Origin of the sequence: Luteimicrobium sp. DT211, from assembly GCF_049844995.1 — a bacterium.
Taxonomy (GTDB): domain Bacteria; phylum Actinomycetota; class Actinomycetes; order Actinomycetales; family Cellulomonadaceae; genus Luteimicrobium.
This window is the reverse complement of sequence record NZ_JBNCMC010000010.1, coordinates 1-12,734: the sequence shown is the minus strand read 5'-3', so window position 1 is coordinate 12,734 and position 12,734 is coordinate 1. Positions and strand designations below refer to the sequence as shown.

The window sequence follows — 12,734 nt, the reverse complement described above, 5'->3', positions numbered from 1 at the left end:
GCTCACTCGACGGCGTCGGTCCGGCCGGCCTCGTGCGCGTCGAGCGCGTCGTCGGCGCCGAACACCGAGGCACGCAGGTCGCCGGTCGTGTCGGACCAGAAGGGCGGCGCGATGACCGTGAGCCCGCCGTCGACGGACAGCACCTGGCCGGTGATGTACCCAGCCTTGTCGGACAGGAAGAAGTCGACGGCGTCGGCCATGTCCTCGGCGGTGCCGGGGCGCTGGAGCGGGAGCTTCTCGAGGACCGTCTCGACGGGCGCCATGCCGGGGACGCGCTCGTAGAAGTACTCGAGCGAGTCGGTGTCGATGAGCCCGCCGTTGACCGCGTTGACCGTGATGCCGCGGGGCCCGTACTCGGTGGCCATGTAGGTGACGTAGGACTCGGCCATGGCCTTGGCGGCGCCGAGCGCGGCGTACGTCGGGAACGCGCGCAGCGAGCCGTAGCTCGACACGTACACGATCCGCCCGCCGCCCGTCATCAGCTCCGCGGCGCGCTGCGCGCCGAGGACGAACGACCGGACGTTCATCGCGTAGCTGCGGTCGAGGTGGTGCAGCTTGAGGGCCGCGACCGGCTTGAACGCCGACGCCGCCGCGTTCGCGACGAAGTGGTCGAGGCGGCCGTAGCGTTCGCGAACGGCCTCGAACAGGGCGTCGATGTCCTCCGGCGACTCCATGTCGGCCCGGACTGCGAGGCCGTCGGCGCCCGCCGCGCGCACCTCGGCGAGCGTCTTCTCGGCGAGGTCCTCGTTGGTCTTGTAGTTGACGACGACGTCGACGCCGCGCTGCGCCAGCTTGAGCGCGAGCACCTTGCCGATGCCGCGGGACGCACCGGTGACGACGGCGACGGGCGCCGGGTTCGGGGTGGTCATGCCTGGTGTTCTCCTCGGGTGGTGACGGGTCAGAAGCCGGCGGTGCCGTCGAGGACGGCGCGGGCGACGACGAGCTTCTGGATCTCGTTCGTGCCCTCCTCGAACCGCTGCGCCCGCGCGTCGCGGTACACGCGCTCGATGGCGTTGCGGTGCCAGTAGCCCTGGCCGCCATGGATCTGCAGGGCCCTGTCGGTCACGCGGGCGAGCATGTCGACGGCGACCATCTTGGACGCGCTGGACAGCGCGCCGGCGTCGGGCGCGTCCGCCTCGTAGGCGCGAGCCGCCTCGAGGACGAGCGCCCGCGCGGCGGCGATGTCCGCGTAGTTCTCCGCGAGGTAGAACTGCACGGCCTGCCGCTCCCGCAGCTTCTTGCCGAACGTCTCGCGGCGGTCCGCGTACTCGATCGCGAGCTCCTGGGCACGCTCGGCGAGCCCGACGCAGCTCATCGCGACCGACACGCGCGACGGGAGCAGGAAGCCGCCGAGCGCGACCTCGAGCCCCTGGCCCTCGTCGCCGAGCCGCGCGGACACCGGCACCGGGACGTCGTGGAAGCGCAGGATCGCGTGGTCGGTGCCGCGCACGCCCATGGTGTCGGAGTCGTCGACGACCTCCGCGCCCGGCAGGCCGGTGTTGGGCACGAGCAGCGCGACCGTGCCCTCGTGCCCGCGCGTGCCCTCGAGCCGCGCCGCGAGCAGCCAGTAGTCGCACCTCACCCCGAACGTGATGAGGTGCTTCTCGCCGCTGAGGTAGTACGTGTCGCCCTCGCGCCGGACGGTCGTGCGGATGTCCGCGCCGGTCCCGGCGGTCGGCTCGGTCAGCGTGAACGCGACGAGCTTCTCGCCCGCCACGGACGGCTTGACGACCTCCTCGAGCTGCTGCGGCGTCGCGTACGGGGCCATGGCGCGCCAGGTCCCGTTGATCACGTGCACGAGCATCCGGATCGACGCGTGCGACCGCGACACGACCTCCATGAGCTCGAGGTAGCGCGGGAACGGGATGCCCCGGCCCCCGAGCTCGGGCGGCGCCGCGAGCGAGAGGTACCCGCGGTCGCGCAGCTCGGCGAACAGCTCGGGCGGCACGTCGCCCGTCGCCTCGATCCGCTCGGACCACTCCTCCCCGGGGCCGGCGACCCAGGCGGCGACCTCGGCCTTGAGGGCCGCGAACGCGGCCTCGTCGAAGGCCGGTGGGGCGGGGGGCTTCTCGACGACGGCGCTCACGCGCGTCCTCCTTCGGTGTCGGCGTCGACGAGCGCGGAGGCGCGCTCGCGCAGGACGTTCTTCTGGATCTTCCCGACGGCGTTGCGCGGCAGGACGTCGACGACCTCCAGCCGCTCCGGCCAGTAGTACTTCGACAGGCCGGCCGCCTCGAGATACTTCTGCATCGACGCGAAGCCGAGCCGCTCGCCCGGCCTCGCGGGCACGACGAAGGCGCAGGCGCGCTCGCCGAGCCGCGCGTCGGGCATCGCGACGATCGCGACGTCCGCGACGAGCGGGTGCTGGTACAGGAGGTTCTCGACCTCGACGACGGGCACCTTCTCGCCGCCGCGGTTGATGACGTCCTTGACACGGCCCGTGATGTGCAGGAACCCGTGCTCGTCGACGTGCGCGAGGTCGCCCGTCCGGTACCAGCCGTCGGCGGTGAACACGTCGGCCGTGAGGTCCGGCCGGTCGAGGTAGCCGTCGAACATCGTCGGCGAGTGCAGCTCGTAGTTCCCGTCGGCGCCGGCAGGGAGCTCGCGGCCCTCGTCGTCGACGATCCGGATCCGGATCCCGGGCAGCGGGCGACCGTCGGTGCCCCAGGCGTCCTCGGGACGGTCGCCGGGCGCGGCCAGGGTGCCGAGGCAGGTCTCGGTGGTGCCGAAGGCCCCGAGCATCGCCGACCCGAGGACCTCGCTGGCCCGCCGGGCGAGGGCGCGCGGCACGGCGGCACCCGTGGGCACGAAGACCCGCAGGGTCGAGGGCTGGGGCGCGCCCGCCTCGACGGCGGCGACCAGGTCCGTGAGGAACGGGGTCGCGGCCTGCACGAACGTGGCGCGCCCGGCGTCCGGGCGGGCGCCGAAGACCTGGTCGAGCGCCACCTGCGCGTCCCAGTCGGGCTGGATGACGGCGGCCACGCCGAGCCGCCACGCGAGCAGCATCCCGTAGAGGAACCCCGTCTGGTGGGCGAGCGGCGAGGGCACGTAGACCCGGTCGCCGTCCCCCAGCCCGAGGTGCGCGACCTCCATCGACGTCGCCCGCGCGAGCGTGCGGTGCCGGTGCTGGACGCCCTTGGGCTCGCCCGTGGTCCCCGACGTGAACAGGAGCTGGCAGCCGTCGTCGGGCCCGACGACGCGACCCTCCGCCTCGACCCGGGCTGCCGCGCCCTCGCCCACCGACGTGAGCGCCGCGTGGTAGTAGCGCCACGTCCACTCCTGGGCCTGGCGCGACTCCGCCGCCTCGACGGGCAGCGGCGGCTCGCCGACCCGCGCGCCCGGGGCGCGCCGCGCCTCGGTGCGCAGGACCACGACGTGCTCGACGGACACGGGCCGCCCGGCAGCGCGCGCCTCCCCCGCCGCCTCGAGCAGCTCGAGCGGGGGCCGGCGCCGGCGGTACGACGTCGGGAGGAAGACCACCCGGGCGCGGGACCGCTGGAGTGTCATCGACGTCTCGCGCGGCCCGAACACGGGCATGATCGGCGTCACGACGCCCCCGACCTGCATGACCCCCAGCGCGATCGCCACGAACTCGCGCCAGTTGGGCAGCTGGAGGGCGACGGGCTCGCCGCGGGTGACGCCGAGGTCGAGGAGCAGCGCCGCGACGCGGTCGGCCTCGTCCTGCAGCTCGCGCCACGTCGTCGCCACGGGCCCGTCCGGCCCGACCTCGACGACGGCGGTCGCCTCCGGCCGGGTGCGCGCGAGCTCCCGCACGCGGTCGGGCAGGACGAGTGCGCCGTCGTCGGACCCGGCCGGTGCGCCGAGCGCGCCCGCCTCGGCCTCCGACACGTCGTCCGTCGCCGCGACGGGGGCCCAGTCCTCCACCTCGGACGCGGCCTGCGCGCTGTCGACGACGGACAGGTCGAGCCCGACGGACGTCATGGCCTCGAGGAACTCGGGGTAGGAGATGCGGTACGCGTGCGGGTAGGTCAGCGTCGAGACGCCCTCCGCGCGCGTCGCGGCGACCGAGAGCGCCATGAGCACGCGGTGGTCGTTGAACGACGAGAGCGGCGCGCCCCGCAGCCGGCGCCCGCCGGTCACGTGCAGCTCGTCGCCGCGCACGAGGCCGGCGTCCGCGCCGAGCCGGCCGAGCTGGAGCATGGCCCCGACCCGGTCCGACTCCTTGAGCCGCACGTGGCCGGCGTTGCGGAACCGGCTCGTGCCCTCGGCGAACGACGCCATCGCGGACAGCACCGGCAGCAGGTCGGGGATGGGCCCGCAGTCGACGTCGACGGGTCGCAGCGGGGAGCCGTCGTGCCGGACCCGCACGAACCCCGTCGCCAGGTCGCGCTCGAACGGCACGCCCATGGCGGCGGCGAGGTCGAGGAAGTCGGCCTCGGGGTGGTCGGTGTCGGCGGCGCGCGTGGCGCGGAGGCCGCGCAGCAGCACGTCGGACGGGTGGGCGGCGGCCGCCGCGATGCCGAACGCTGCAGACCCGATGTCCGGCGGCAGCTCGTAGCGCGCGGGCGTCGCCGTCTGGTTCGCGGGGACGCGGAAGGTCAGCCAGTCGTCGTCCGGCTCCACGACGAGGCCGAAGTGGCGCATCATCCGGACCGTCAGCTCGACGTACGGCCGCTCGTTGAGCGTGCCGCCGGTGACGTGGATGGTCGTGTCCCGCTCGGCGAACGGCGCGAGGAGCAGCAGGCCCGACAGCCACTGCGACAGCGTGCCCGCGATGTGCGCCTCGCCGCCGCGCGGGCGGCGCGGCTGGACCGTGATGGGCGGCCGGTCGGCGTCGGACTCGAGCTCGACGCCCAGCTCGCGCAGCGCGTCGAGGAGCGCCTTGATGGGCCGGCGCCGGAAGTACTTCATGCCCGTGAGCGTCACGGGCCTGTCGGCGAGCGAGGCGAGCCCCGTCAGGAAGTAGAGGGTCGTCCCCGACGACCCGACGTCGAGGACGCCGTCCGCGGCCCGCGACCCGTGGTCCACGAGGTCCCCCGCCCCCTTCGTCGAGTACGGGCCGCCGTCGACGACGTAGTCGTCGCCGACGATCTCGATCCGCGTCCCGAGCGCGCGCAGCACCCCCGTCGTCCACTCGACCTGACGCGTGCCTGACACCCCCGTCACGACGCTCCGCCCCGGCGCCAGCGACGCCAGCACCAGCGCCCGGTGCGCGTGGTACTTGGACACCGGGACCTCGAGCTCCCCCACCACCGCGTCGCCCGTCCCTGCGACCCGTAGCTGCATCGTCGACACCCTCCGCTCCCACGTGGTGCGGACGTGACGGGCGGCCCGCGTCGGACGCGCGGCGGACGGGCGGGCACGCGTCCCGTCGTCCGTCGTGGAGGTCTGGCGCGGCGTCGTCGCACGTCCAGCCTGGCTCACCGGAGGTTACCCCTCCGTAGGCTTCGGCACCGTAGGTTGGCCGTCAGGCGGACGCGTGTCGGGGGACGATCAGGACTCGTCGTGCCGTCCCAGGGTCACCAGCTCGCCCCCCGGGAGCACCACGAACGACGTGTCGGACACGCCGGTGGACGCCTCGCCGAGGATCTCGTGGACGACCGTGAGCGCGTCCTCGATGTCGATCGCGTAGCCCTCCACGTCGGCCGTCCCGCTCGTCGCGGCGGTCGTCATGCCGACGACCTCACCGTCCGAGTCGAGCAGCGCGCCACCCGAGTCGCCCGAGACCACGTCGGCGTCGACCGCGATGACGCCGGTCAGGGTCTCGCCGCTCTCGCCGTACTCCGAGGCCGTCGTGATGGTCTGGTCGAGGGCCGCGACCGTGCCGTCCGCGGCGCGCAGGACTCCCGTGCCGCCCGAGTTCCCGACCGCGGTGACGTCGTCGCCGACGGTGAGGTCGTCGTCGGTGTCGAGCGTCGCCGTGGTGAGGCCGGACGCCCCGGAGAGCTGGAGGACCGCGACGTCGTGCGTCGTCGAGCTCGCGGTGACCGTCGCCGTGTACGACTTTCCGGTCGCCGCGTCGACGACGCGCACCTCGCTCGCCCCCTCGACCACGTGCGCGTTGGTCAGCACCTCGCCGTCCGAGGTCAGGACGATGCCGGTGCCTGCCGACTCCGCGCGCCCGCCGTCGAGGATCGCCTCGACCACCACGACGCCCGCAGCCTCGGACGACGTCGCCGTCGTCTGCTCGAGCGCGGTCGAGGTGCCGGACGCGGTGCCCGACGCCCCGCCGGACGCCGCCCCGCCGCCTCCCGGCATGCCTGACGGCGCCTGGCCGGTGCCGTCCGACCCGCCGGTGCCGTCCGACGGTGCTTCCCCGACCGAGCCGCCGTCGCTCGAGCCGCTCTCGCCCGAGCCGTCGGTCCCCTGGCCGGGCGCGACGCCGGTCCCCGGGCCGCCGAGCCCGGTGCCGACGGACGAGCCGCCCGCCGCCTGGGCGGACTGCCCGCCGCCGACGAGCGCCGTCACGCCGGCCCCGCCGAGCGCGCCGACGACGAGGGCACCCGCGACCGAGCCGGCGAGGACCCGCCGGGACTGCCGAGGGTGCTGCGGGGTCGCCGACGGGCCGGCCTGGTCCTCGGGGGGCGCCGTAGGCGCGGGCGGGACCGGCGCGTCGCTCGCGGGCAGCGCCGGCGGAGCGAAGGGCGGGGCGGGTGCCGCGGCCGACGGCGGGACCGGCCCGAGGGCGTCGGGCGTGCGCTCGTCCTGCTGCTCGTTGTCGTGCTCGGTGGTCATCGTTCCTCCTCGGATCGCGGCACCGGGTGGCGCCTCGGGTCCTAGACCACGCCTCGCACGTGGGTCCGACGTCGGCCGTCGCCCAGCGCCGCCTGTGAGTCCGCTCCAGCCACCCTGGGAACCTGGGTGCTGCCCGAGAGCCGGAGTGCGGCCCCGCGCCGGCGACGTCGTCGGGGCGGCTGGGTACGCTGCCGCCATGCCGTCGGACCCGCTGTCACTCCCGCCCGGCCGCTGGCGCGACGTCGCGCGCGCGACCGGGCTGCTCGCTCCCGACGGCGCCGTCGCGTCGACGGTCTTCGCGGAGATGAGCGCCCTGGCCGTCCGCACGGGCGCTCTCAACCTGGGCCAGGGCTTCCCGGACGTCGACGGGCCGTCGTGGATCCGGCGTGCCGCCGCCGACGCCATCGCGCCCGACGCCGAGCACGGCGCCAACCAGTACCCGCCGGGGCCGGGCATCCCCGCGCTGCGGGAGGCGGTCGCGGCCCACCAGGCGCGTCACTACGGCCTCGAGCTCGACCCGGAGACCGAGGTCCTCGTGACCACGGGCGCGACCGAGGCGGTCGCCGCCGCGCTCCTCGCGCTCGCGGGGCCCGGCGACGACGTCGTGACGCTCGAGCCGTTCTACGACGCATACGCAGCCGGCATCGCGCTCGCCGGCGCGCGGCACGTCACCGTCCCGCTGCTCCCCGGGCCCGACGGGTTCCGCCTCGACGCCGACGCGCTGCGCGCCGCCGTCACCCCGCGCACGCGCCTGATCCTGCTGAACACGCCCCACAACCCGACGGGCACGGTCCTCACGCGCGCCGAGCTCGAGGCCGTCGCCGCGGTGGCCCGCGAGGCGGACGCCGTCGTCGTGACGGACGAGGTCTACGAGCACCTGACCTTCGACGGCGCACGTCACGTCCCCCTCGCCACCCTCCCGGGCATGGCAGAGCGCACGCTCACGGTGTCGTCGTCGGGCAAGACGTTCTCGCTCACGGGCTGGAAGATCGGCTGGGTCACCGGGCCCGCACCGCTCGTGACGGCGGTCCGGACGGTCAAGCAGTTCCTCACCTACGTGTCGGGCTCGCCGTTCCAGCCCGCCATCGCCACGGCCCTCGCCGACGACGCCTACCCCCGCGAGCTCGCCGCCTCGCTCGCCGCGCGCCGCGACCTGCTGTGCGAGGGGCTGGAGGCGGCGGGCTTCGCCGTCGTGCGTCCCCGGGGCACCTACTTCGTCCTGGCCGACGCCGCCCCGCTCGGGTTCGACGATGGCACCGCGCTGTGCCGGACGCTGCCCGAGCGCGCGGGCGTGGTGGGGGTGCCGGTGTCGGCGTTCTGCGCCGCTGGCTCGCCGAGCGAGCGGGCGCTGCGGTCGTGGGTGCGGTTCACGTTCGTGAAGCGCGAGGACGTGCTCCGCGACGCGGTCGCGCGGCTCGCGGCGCTCGCCCGGTAGCGCGGTCGGCTCAGCGGGCGACCAGCGACACCGCGACCAGCACCATCACGACGGCGATCACGCCGTCGAGCACGCGCCACGCGGCGGGCTTCGCGAAAACGGGCGCGAGGGCGCGCGCGCCGTACCCGAGGCCCGTGAACCACAGCCAGCTCCCGACGCACGCGCCCGCCGCGAAAGCCCAGCGCAGCGCGCCGTGGCCGGCGGCGACCGAGCCGAGCAGGAGCACCGTGTCGAGGTAGACGTGCGGGTTGAGCCACGTGAGGGCGAGCGCCGTGAGGACCGTCGCGCGCAGGGCGGCGGGCGGCCGCTCGCCCGCGGGGTGCAGGGCGCCGGGGTCGTGGCGCGGCAGGGCTCTCAGGGCGGACCGGATCCCGTAGCCGACCAGCACCGCGGCCCCGACCCACCGAACCACCTCGAGCGCCGTGCCCGAGCGCGCGACGACGCTGCCCAGGCCCGCCGTGCCCGCCGCGATGAGCGCGGTGTCGCTCGCGGCACAGATCAGCACGACGGTCCCGATGTGCTCGCGCCGGACGCCCTGGCGCAGCACGAACGCGTTCTGCGCCCCGATCGCCACGATGAGCGAGAGGCCGAACGCGAGTCCCGAGAGCACGGCGGCGAAGGTGTCCATCGACGACGACGCTATCGTCCGGCGGCCGGCAGCGGCCGCCGTCGAGCCGTGAAGCACCACGACGGTTTCTGAACAGTCGTTAGCATCGCTTCATGGACTGGGACCTCGCGCAGCTCCGCGCCCTCGACGCCGTCGTGAGCCACGGCACCTTCGACGCGGCCGCCCGCGCGCTGCACGTGACGCCGTCGGCGGTGAGCCAGCGGATCAAGGCGCTCGAGGCCCAGGCGGGGCGCGTGCTGGTCCGGCGCAGCAAGCCCGTCAGCGCGACCGAGGACGGGCGCGAGCTGCTGCGGCTCGCGCGGCAGCTCGCTCTGCTCGTCGCCGAGGCCGAGGCGGCGCTCGCCGGCGACGACGCGCCCGCGCGACGCGTCGTGCTCCCGGTCGCGGTGAACGCGGACTCGCTCGCCACGTGGGCCGTGCCGGCGCTGGCAGGGCTCGGGGACGGCGTGGCTGTCGACGTGCGGCGCGAGGACCAGGACCACTCGGTCGAGCTGCTGCGCGACGGCGAGGTGATGGCCGCGATCACGACCCAGGCACGCCCGGTGCAGGGCTGCACCGTCACGACGCTCGGCGCGATGCGCTACCTGCCGGTCGCCTCGCCCGCCTTCGCGCGGCGCTGGTTCGGGTCCCGGACGGCGCCCGACGTGGCGCCCGACGCGCTGGCCGGGGCGCCCGTCGTCGTGTACGACCGCAAGGACGACCTCCAGGACCGCTACCTGCGGCGTCGGACGCGGCGCCGGATCGACCCGCCACGCCACCACGTCCCGGGCTCGACGGCGTTCGCGCAGGCCGTCCGGCTCGGCCTCGGCTGGGGGATGCTCCCCGAGCAGCAGGCGGACGACCTCGTCGCGCGGGGCGACCTCGTGGTCCTCGACCCGGCCGGCGCCGACGACGTCCGGCTGCACTGGCAGCAGTGGCGCGTCCGCTCCGCGTCGCTCGACACCCTGGCCGCGGCCGTGCGGGAGACCGCGGCCCGCGCGCTGCGCCCGGCGGGCTGACGCCGTCGGGCGCGCTGACGCCGTCGGGCGCGCGAGGTCACGACGACGCGGGGACCCCCGCGTGGAAGCCGCCCTCGCGACGGAACGCGGGCGTGGCGACGGCGAGCACGAGCAGCGCGACCGCGATCGCGCCGACGATGACCGTGCTCATGGCCGTGGCGGTCGAGCCGAGCACCCCGACGAGAGGGCTGACGACACCAGCGATGCCGGTCTGGAGCGCGCCGATCACCGCGGAGGCCGTGCCCGCCATCTCCCCGTGGCGGGTCAGCGCGAGCGCCGACGCGTTGGAGGGGACCATGCCCTGCATCGCGAGCACGAGCCAGAGGCCCGCGAGGACGCCGAGCAGCCCGCCCGCGCCCGTGACGGCGAACGCCACGAGGCCGGTCGCGAACACGAGCTGGACGACGAGCGCCGTCCGCAGGAGGCGGATGGGCGCCACCTTGCGCACGAGCGCCGCGTTGACCTGGGCGGATGCGACAAGCGCGAGGCCGTTCACCGCGAAGAGCAGCGAGAACGCGCCCGACGACAGCCCGAAGTGCTGCTGGAACACGAACGGCGAACCCGACACGTAGCTCATGACGACGGCCTGGCCCAGGCCCGGGATGAGCGCGAGCGCGAGGAAGCGGCGGTCGCGCACCAGGGTCCGGTAGCCGCGCAGCGCGGCCGGCAGCCCGCCCGTGACGCGGCGCTCGGCGGGCAGCGTCTCCGGGAGCGCGCGCAGGACGACCGCCCCGAGCGCGACCCCCATGAGCGCGAGCACGAGGAAGATCCCGTGCCAGCTCCCCCAACCCTCGACGAGCGACCCGACCGTGGGCGCGAGGAGCGGCGACAGCCCGATGACGAGCATCAGCCGGGAGAACATCCGGGCTGCCTCCGCGCCGCTGAAGCGGTCACGGATGATGGCCATGCTCGTCACGGACGCCGACGCGTTGAAGAAGCCCTGGACGACGCGCAGCACGATCAGCAGCGTGATGTTCGGGACCATGATCGACAGCACGGACGTCACGACGTGCCCGGCGAGGCCGACGAGCAGGGGGGCGCGGCGACCGAAGCGGTCGGACAGCGGCCCGATCACCAGCGTGCCGAGGGCGGCGCCGATGAGCATGGCGGACATCGTGATCTGGGCACCGGCGTCGGTCGTGTGCAGGTCGCGCGCCACGTCCGGCAGCGCCGGGAGGTACATGTCCGTCGTGAACGCCGGGAGGGCGGAGAGCGAGCCGAGCAGCATGATCCAGGCGGCGGTCGAGCGGGGGCCCGTGCGCGGGCCGGTCAGGACACGGCGGCGGAGGGTCGCTCGGGGGGCTCGGGATGCGGAGGCCTGCGGCGCCGGGGCCGCGGGAGTCGTCGCGGCGGTGAGGTCGGGGCTGGGGTTCGGATCATCGGGGTCGTCGGCACGAGTCACGGCACCCAGTCTATCGAATCGTTTCGAGCGTGCCGAGCGGATGGGCGATGGCTCGGCGTGACGATCCTGTGCGGATGGGACGGACACGGCGTGCTGCCGCGTCGCCGGACGGCGCCTGCCGCGGCGCGATGTCGGTGGCGTGCCCGACCATGGAGCCATGTGCGGCCGCTACGCCTCGTTCCGAGAGGCCCAGGACCTCGCCGACGCCTTCGCGATCGACGCCGCCCTCGTCGAGCCCGCCGTGCGCGAGCTCGCCCCGAGCTGGAACGTCGCGCCGACGCAGGACGTACGGATCGTCGTCGAGCGCGCGCCCAAGACGGGCAGCGGGGAGCCCGAAGCCGCCCCCGCGCGGTCGCTCCGACTCGCCCGGTGGGGGCTGGTGCCGAGCTGGGCCAAGGACCCGTCCGTCGGGAACCGGATGATCAACGCCCGCGTCGAGTCGCTCGCGGACAAGCCGGCGTTCGCGAAGCCCTTCGCCGCCCGGCGCTGCCTGGTCCCCGCCGACGGCTACTACGAGTGGAAGAAGCTGCAGCCCGCCCCCGGCTCCGCGCCGTCGGGGAGGGCCCGCACGCCCAAGCAGCCGTTCTACATCACGCCCGCCGACGACGACGTCGCCGCCCTCGCGGGCCTGTACGAGTTCTGGCGCGACCCGAGCCGCGCGGCCGACGACCCCCGGCGCTGGCTCGTGTCCGTGACGATCGTCACCATGCCCGCCAGCCAGGACCTCGCCACGATCCACGACCGCATGCCTCTCGTCCTGCCACGTTCGGCGTGGGACGCATGGCTCGACCCGTCGGTCGGGGCCGAGGGCGCGTCCGCCCTGCTGCGCGCCGCGCCGGAGCCGCTGCGCTTCCGCGAGGTGTCGTCGCTCGTGAGCAACGTCAACAACGACTCCCCCGCGCTGCTGGAACCGGTCAGCCAGGCGTCGTGACCGCCCGTCGGCGGGTTCCGACCGCCCGCCTGTAGAGTCCCGCGAACGAGGCCAGCCCGCCGACCACCGAGGAGAAGACGAACCGTGTGCCACCCCGCGACCTGCCCCACCTGCGGCAAGACCACGTGGACCGGGTGCGGCGAGCACGTCGACGCCGTGCGCCGCGACGTCCCGCCCGAGCAGTGGTGCGACGGGCACCCTGACGCACCGGAGAGCACCTTCCTGTCTGCGCGCCTGGGTCACTGACGGACGACCGGCTCGGGCCGCTGACGGTGATGTCGGGTCCGCCGACGGTGACGTCCGGTCCGCCGACAGCGACGTCCGGTCCGCCGACCGTGACGTCCGGTCCACCGACGGTGACGTCCGGTTTGCCGACGGTAACGCGGCGGGGCTTCATGAGGTAACCGCTGGCTCGTGGGCCCGGGGGCTCGCCGGGCGACGAGCGACCGGGTCTGCGACCCAGGCACCGATCACGCTCGCACGTCCGCTGCGCTCCTCGCGCCGGGCGCTGAACGGTCGGCGAGCGTGTGCCGGAGTGAGCGCGCTGCAGGTCCAGCCCGCGCGTTGAACGGCCGAGATTTGGCGGGCTCCATTGCTTGCGGGACGGACCGCTCCTCCCATAGAATCGAACACATGTTCGAACG

General features: G+C 75.0%; 9 protein-coding genes. 3 read left to right on the top strand and 6 right to left on the bottom strand.

All coding sequences use genetic code 11. The annotated features are described in order from the left end of the window. Window positions 1-2 precede the first annotated feature (2 nt). The 4 genes from ACLQ14_RS16970 to ACLQ14_RS16955 form a co-directional block, all read right to left on the bottom strand. Window positions 3-869 carry an SDR family oxidoreductase gene (locus ACLQ14_RS16970; protein ID WP_425815176.1) on the bottom strand — a complete coding sequence of 289 codons (867 nt, stop codon included), beginning with the start codon at window positions 867-869 and terminating at the stop codon, window positions 3-5. Window positions 870-898: 29 nt separating this feature from the next. Further along, on the bottom strand, window positions 899-2,086 hold the full coding sequence (locus ACLQ14_RS16965) for an acyl-CoA dehydrogenase family protein (RefSeq protein WP_425815174.1): 1,188 nt from the start codon (window positions 2,084-2,086) through the stop codon (window positions 899-901). Next, window positions 2,083-5,247 carry a 3-phosphoshikimate 1-carboxyvinyltransferase gene (gene aroA / locus ACLQ14_RS16960; protein ID WP_425815172.1) on the bottom strand — a complete coding sequence of 1,055 codons (3,165 nt, stop codon included), beginning with the start codon at window positions 5,245-5,247 and terminating at the stop codon, window positions 2,083-2,085. The genes ACLQ14_RS16965 and aroA overlap by 4 nt, the downstream gene beginning before the upstream one ends. Before the next feature lie 207 nt (window positions 5,248-5,454). Continuing rightward, window positions 5,455-6,696: a S1C family serine protease gene (locus ACLQ14_RS16955; protein ID WP_425815170.1), complete on the bottom strand. Its 1,242-nt coding sequence runs from the start codon at window positions 6,694-6,696 to the stop codon at window positions 5,455-5,457. A 196-nt stretch (window positions 6,697-6,892) separates the two neighbouring features. Between ACLQ14_RS16955 and ACLQ14_RS16950 the strand changes: the two genes are divergently transcribed. Beyond that, the gene (locus tag ACLQ14_RS16950) at window positions 6,893-8,131 is read left to right on the top strand and encodes a pyridoxal phosphate-dependent aminotransferase (protein ID WP_425815168.1); all 1,239 of its coding nucleotides are present in this window, start codon (window positions 6,893-6,895) and stop codon (window positions 8,129-8,131) included. A 10-nt stretch (window positions 8,132-8,141) separates the two neighbouring features. Here the strand turns inward: ACLQ14_RS16950 and ACLQ14_RS16945 are convergent, their stop codons facing one another. Beyond that, the gene (locus ACLQ14_RS16945; RefSeq protein WP_425815166.1) at window positions 8,142-8,759 is read right to left on the bottom strand and encodes a LysE/ArgO family amino acid transporter; all 618 of its coding nucleotides are present in this window, start codon (window positions 8,757-8,759) and stop codon (window positions 8,142-8,144) included. A gap of 92 nt (window positions 8,760-8,851) precedes the next feature. Between ACLQ14_RS16945 and ACLQ14_RS16940 the strand changes: the two genes are divergently transcribed. Then, window positions 8,852-9,757 carry a LysR family transcriptional regulator ArgP gene (locus tag ACLQ14_RS16940; protein ID WP_425815164.1) on the top strand — a complete coding sequence of 302 codons (906 nt, stop codon included), beginning with the start codon at window positions 8,852-8,854 and terminating at the stop codon, window positions 9,755-9,757. 37 nt (window positions 9,758-9,794) lie between these two features. On the opposite strand, the gene ACLQ14_RS16935 is transcribed toward ACLQ14_RS16940, so the two are convergent. Beyond that, window positions 9,795-11,159 carry a multidrug effflux MFS transporter gene (locus tag ACLQ14_RS16935; RefSeq protein WP_425815162.1) on the bottom strand — a complete coding sequence of 455 codons (1,365 nt, stop codon included), beginning with the start codon at window positions 11,157-11,159 and terminating at the stop codon, window positions 9,795-9,797. Between the two features lie 157 nt (window positions 11,160-11,316). On the opposite strand from ACLQ14_RS16935, the gene ACLQ14_RS16930 reads away from it, so the two are divergent. Beyond that, a complete protein-coding gene (locus ACLQ14_RS16930; RefSeq protein WP_425815160.1) occupies window positions 11,317-12,090 on the top strand; it encodes an SOS response-associated peptidase in 774 nt (257 codons plus the stop codon). Window positions 12,091-12,734 lie beyond the last annotated feature (644 nt).

Bases quoted from the DNA above. Each gene is read 5' to 3' on its own strand.
- ACLQ14_RS16970 (WP_425815176.1), bottom strand. From the start codon at position 869: ATGACCACCCCGAACCCGGCGCCCGTCGCCGTCGTCACCGGTGCGTCC.
- aroA (WP_425815172.1), bottom strand. From the start codon at position 5,247: ATGCAGCTACGGGTCGCAGGGACGGGCGACGCGGTGGTGGGGGAGCTC.
- ACLQ14_RS16955 (WP_425815170.1), bottom strand. From the start codon at position 6,696: ATGACCACCGAGCACGACAACGAGCAGCAGGACGAGCGCACGCCCGAC.
- ACLQ14_RS16950 (WP_425815168.1), top strand. From the start codon at position 6,893: ATGCCGTCGGACCCGCTGTCACTCCCGCCCGGCCGCTGGCGCGACGTC.
- ACLQ14_RS16945 (WP_425815166.1), bottom strand. From the start codon at position 8,759: ATGGACACCTTCGCCGCCGTGCTCTCGGGACTCGCGTTCGGCCTCTCG.
- ACLQ14_RS16940 (WP_425815164.1), top strand. From the start codon at position 8,852: ATGGACTGGGACCTCGCGCAGCTCCGCGCCCTCGACGCCGTCGTGAGC.
- ACLQ14_RS16930 (WP_425815160.1), top strand. From the start codon at position 11,317: ATGTGCGGCCGCTACGCCTCGTTCCGAGAGGCCCAGGACCTCGCCGAC.